Source organism: Streptomyces sp. NPDC002690 (assembly GCF_053592415.1).
The window spans coordinates 1-4,020 of the sequence record NZ_JBSFVR010000508.1; the positions used below are offsets into that span (position 1 = coordinate 1).

General features: G+C 75.3%; 3 protein-coding genes. All 3 read right to left on the bottom strand.

Features of this window, described 5'->3' with window-relative positions:
- Positions 1–89 precede the first annotated feature (89 nt).
- Genes ACWD3D_RS34250 through ACWD3D_RS34260 form a run of 3 tightly spaced genes read right to left on the bottom strand, consistent with a single transcriptional unit; the run spans position 90 to position 3,843 of the window.
- Positions 90–1,145 (bottom strand): phytoene/squalene synthase family protein, encoded by a 1,056-nt coding sequence (locus ACWD3D_RS34250; protein ID WP_451464605.1) that lies wholly within the window; start codon positions 1,143–1,145, stop codon positions 90–92.
- The gene (gene crtI / locus ACWD3D_RS34255; RefSeq protein WP_451464606.1) at positions 1,142–2,698 is read right to left on the bottom strand and encodes a phytoene desaturase family protein; all 1,557 of its coding nucleotides are present in this window, start codon (positions 2,696–2,698) and stop codon (positions 1,142–1,144) included. Before crtI ends, ACWD3D_RS34250 begins: the two co-directional genes overlap by 4 nt.
- Positions 2,695–3,843: a polyprenyl synthetase family protein gene (locus ACWD3D_RS34260; RefSeq protein ID WP_451464607.1), complete on the bottom strand. Its 1,149-nt coding sequence runs from the start codon at positions 3,841–3,843 to the stop codon at positions 2,695–2,697. The genes crtI and ACWD3D_RS34260 overlap by 4 nt, the downstream gene beginning before the upstream one ends.
- Positions 3,844–4,020: the final 177 nt, after the last annotated feature.

Here is a 4,020-nt window from a genome sequence, read left to right on the forward strand (position 1 = left end):
GCTCTGCCACCCCGTGGACACCTTCGGCATCCGGATCGAGCACGGCGGCCGGTCCCTCGCCCGGCCGGTCCCGCCGGCCAGAGGGGGTGTCATGCCGCGCCCTCCCGTTCGGCTCCGGTGACGGCCGGGTCGTGGTGCGGCCGGCCGGCCCGGGGGGCGTCCGCCACCGGGAGGGGGCGGGGCCGGACGGATCGTCGCGGCGCGGCGGTGCTGCGGAGTGACGAGCGGGCGGCGAGGGCGCGTACCAGTCCGTCCAGGGCGACCGTGGCGCGGCGGGCGTGGGAGACGACCGCGCGCCGGTGGAGCACGGCGTAGCCGTCCGCCTCGATGGCGTCGAGGATGCCGCCGTACAGCACGAACGCGGTGCGGATGCAGGGGCGTGACTCGGGGGCGAGCAGGGCGATGCCGGGCAGTGCTCGCCGGTAGATCTCACGGTTGTACGCGGCGGCGGCCCGCAGCGCGGAGGTGATGCGCGGGTCGCGGACGCCCGACGCCCTGCTGTGCAGCAGGAGTTCGCGGTCGACGCCGTGCGCGGCGAGCAGGTCGTCCGGGAGGTGGACGCGGCCCCGGTCGAGGTCCTCGCCGACGTCCCGGAGGAAGTTGCTGAGCTGGAAAGCGACGCCCAGGTCGGCGGCGTACGGGGCGGCCTCCTCACGCGGCCCGAGCGTACCGAGGACGGGGAGCATCTGGAGGCCGATCACGGCGGCCGATCCGTGGGTGTACCCGCCGAGTTCGTCCCAGGAGGCGTACTCGGTCACCGTGAGGTCGCTGCGCATGGAGGCCATGAAGTCGGTGAAGTGGCGGTGGTCGATGCCGTACACGTCGGCGGTGTGGACCACTGCCCGGATCACCGGTTCTTCGGTGGTGCCGTGTGCGAGGCCCTCGGCGAGCCGCTGTTCGAAGGCGAGCAGCGCACGTGCGCGTTCGTCGGGGGTCGCGTCGGTGTCCAGGTCGTCCACGATGTCGTCGGCCCGGCGGGCGAAGCCGTAGAGGGCGTGCACCGCGGGACGGCGGTCGGCCGGGAGCAGCCGGGTGGCGAGGAAGTACGTCCTGCCGTGGCGTGCGTTGAGCCTCCGGCAGGTGGCGTACGCGGCGCGCAGGGCGGGGTCGTGGATGGCTGCCGCGTCGAGTTCACGGGCGGTCATGCGGAGGTGCCTTTCGGTACGGGGCGCGGGGTGGCGGTGACGGTGACGGTGACGGGCCTGGGCCGCACGGTCGGAGGCGGACCGGTGATCCGGGCGGCGGCGAGCTTGCCGGAGATGAGGACGGTCGGCACGCCGACGCCTGGGGTGGTGCCGCAGCCGGCGAGGACGGCGTTGGTGGTGCCGCGCACGAGGTTGCGGGGCCTGAAGGGGCCGGTCTGCGGGAAGGTGTGGGCGGCCGAGAACGGGGTTCCGGCGGCGTGTCCCTGGGCGGTCCAGTCGACCGGGGTGACCAGGCACTCCTCCTCGATGGCGGCACCGAGCCCGGCGAGGCCCCGGCGTTCGAGTTCGCTCAGCAGGCTGTCCCGGTAGCGGGGGGCCAGTTCGTCCCAGGTGCGCGCGCAGGGGCCGATGTCGGTGTTCGGGCAGGGGGCGAGGACGTAGTGGAGGTGCTTACCGGGCGGTGCGAGCGCCGGATCTCCGGCGGTGGGGCGGGTGATGAGCAGTGAGGGGTCGGTCATCAGGGAGCCGGTGCGGGTGAGTTCGTGGAAGGTGCCCTTCCAGGCCCGGCCGAACGAGAGGGTGTGGTGGGCGAGTCCGGGCCAGGTACGGTCCGTCCCGGCGTGCAGGACCACGGCGGACGGCGAGTGCCGCAGCCCGCCCGGCCTGCGGGGGGTGCGGCCGAGCAGCCGGTAGCTGACGGGCAGGTCCGGGGTGAGGACGACCGCGTCGCACGGGATGCGGCCCCGGTCGGTGACGACGGCGGTGACCCGGTCGCCGGAGCGCTCCAGGCTGCTGACGGACTCGTCGTAGCGGAACGCCGCACCGGCTTCGGCGGCCGAGTCCGCCAGGGCTCTGGGGAGCGCGTGCATCCCGCCTCGTGGGAAGTACACCCCGGCGACCGTGTCCATGTAGGCGATGACGGCGTATGCGGCGAGCGCTCGGGCCGGGGGCACCCCGGCGTACAGGGCCTGGAAGGAGAAGACGCGGCGCAGGCGTTCGTCGCTCAGGTAGCGGCCGATCCGCGCGTCGAGCCGGCCGAAGCCGCCGAGCGCGGCAAGACGTGCCAGGTCGGGGTGGAGGAGTTGGAACGGCGAGTCGAAGTTGGCGTCGATGAAGCGGCGCATCTGGACGGCGTAGAGGCGTTCCAGCCACCGGCGCAGACGGCGGTAGCCGAGCGCTTCGTGGCCGCCCGCGAACTCCTCCACGGCGGCCTCCATCGCCGCCGGTTCGGTGTGCACGTCGAGGGTGGACCCGTCGGCGAACCAGGCGCGGTAGGCGGGGTGGAGCGGGATCAGGTCGAGCCGGTCGGCGAGCCGGTGTCCGACGGCGGCGAACGCCTCCTCGACGAGGTCGGGCATGGTGAGCACGGTGGGGCCGGTGTCGATGCGGTAGCCGCCGCGCTCCAGCAGACCGGCACGTCCGCCCGGTGTGGGGTCGCGTTCGACGACGGTGACCCGCCGCCCGGCGCCGAGCAGATGGAGGGTCGCCGACAGGCCGGCGAGACCGGCGCCGATCACCACGACGTGGTCGGTGCGCCCGGGGACGGTCCTCATCGGGTGGTGCCTCCTTCGTGGCCGGGGCCGAAGCCGAAGCCGGGGCCGGTTACGGACGGTGGGCCGGGGGGTGGGACGGGAGGCCCGGACGGCGGCGGGGTGCGCCCGCTCGCGGCCTCCCGCAGCAGCAGGATCAGCCGGCGGGCGCCCTCCGCGTGGAGTCCGGCGAGGTCGAGGCGGGCTTCGGCCTCGGCGGCGAGCCGGTCCGCCCGGTGTTCGACGGCGGCGCGCGCGCCGCTCCGGGTGAGCGCTTCCCTTACCCGGGCGAGGCCTTCGTCGGTGAGGGCGGGGTCGCCCACGCCGGCGTCCAGGACCGCGAGCACGGCGGTGTCGCCCGCCGCCTCGGCGCGCTCCCGGGCGACGGCCACCAGGTAGGTGGGCTTGCCGTCGCGGAGGTCGCCGCCGGAGGGTTTCCCGGTGACCGCCGGGTCTCCGAACGCACCGAGCAGGTCGTCGCGGAGCTGGAAGGCGGTGCCCGCGCTGCGGCCCGCCGCACGGAGGGCGGCGGTCGTACGGTCGTCGGCGCCCGCCAGCGCGGCGCCCAGCGCGAGGGGGCGCTCCACGGAGTAGAGGGCGCTCTTGAGGCAGGCGGTCCGCAGGGCGTGCGCGGCGGTTCGGGTGACCGCCGCCTGTCCGTGCAGGTCGAGGTACTGGCCGGCCACCATCTCGGTGCGCATCGCCCGCCAGATCGTGAGGACCCGGGTCCGGGTGGCAGGGTCCATCGGGACGGCGGTGACGGTGTCGTCCGCCCACGCGAGCGCGAGGTCACCGACGAGGACGGCGGCCGAGGTGCCGAACGCGGTGTCCGGGGGTCCACCGGGGACGCCCGCCAGCTCGACGTGGACGGCGGGGCGGCCCCGGCGCAGTGGGGAGCCGTCCATCACGTCGTCGTGGACCAGGGCACAGGTCTGGATGAGTTCGAGTGCGACGCCGAGGCGCAGCGCCGCGCCGACGGTGTCCGCGCCGCCGCCGCAGGCCCGCATCGCCCACCAGAGGAAGCGGGGCCGGGCCCGTTTGCCGCCGCCGAGGGTGAAGTCGGCGACCCGCTGGGCCACGTCCCGGGCGAAGACGTCGTCGATGGCGGTCGCCTCGGCGAGGTGGTCCCGGAGCACCGCGCGGGCGGTACGCAGGACGGCTCCGGCCACGTCCGCGTCGACGGTCTCGGCCGTCTCGGCGGATTCGGCCGTCTCGGCGGATTCGGCCGTCTCGGCGGATTCGAGCGGGTCGAGGGGTTCGCCGGCTCGCGCCCCGGGCCCGGGTGCCTACACGCAGGACGGCCGCACCCGCACCATCGACGCCGACTACTGCGTCGCGGCGCTGCC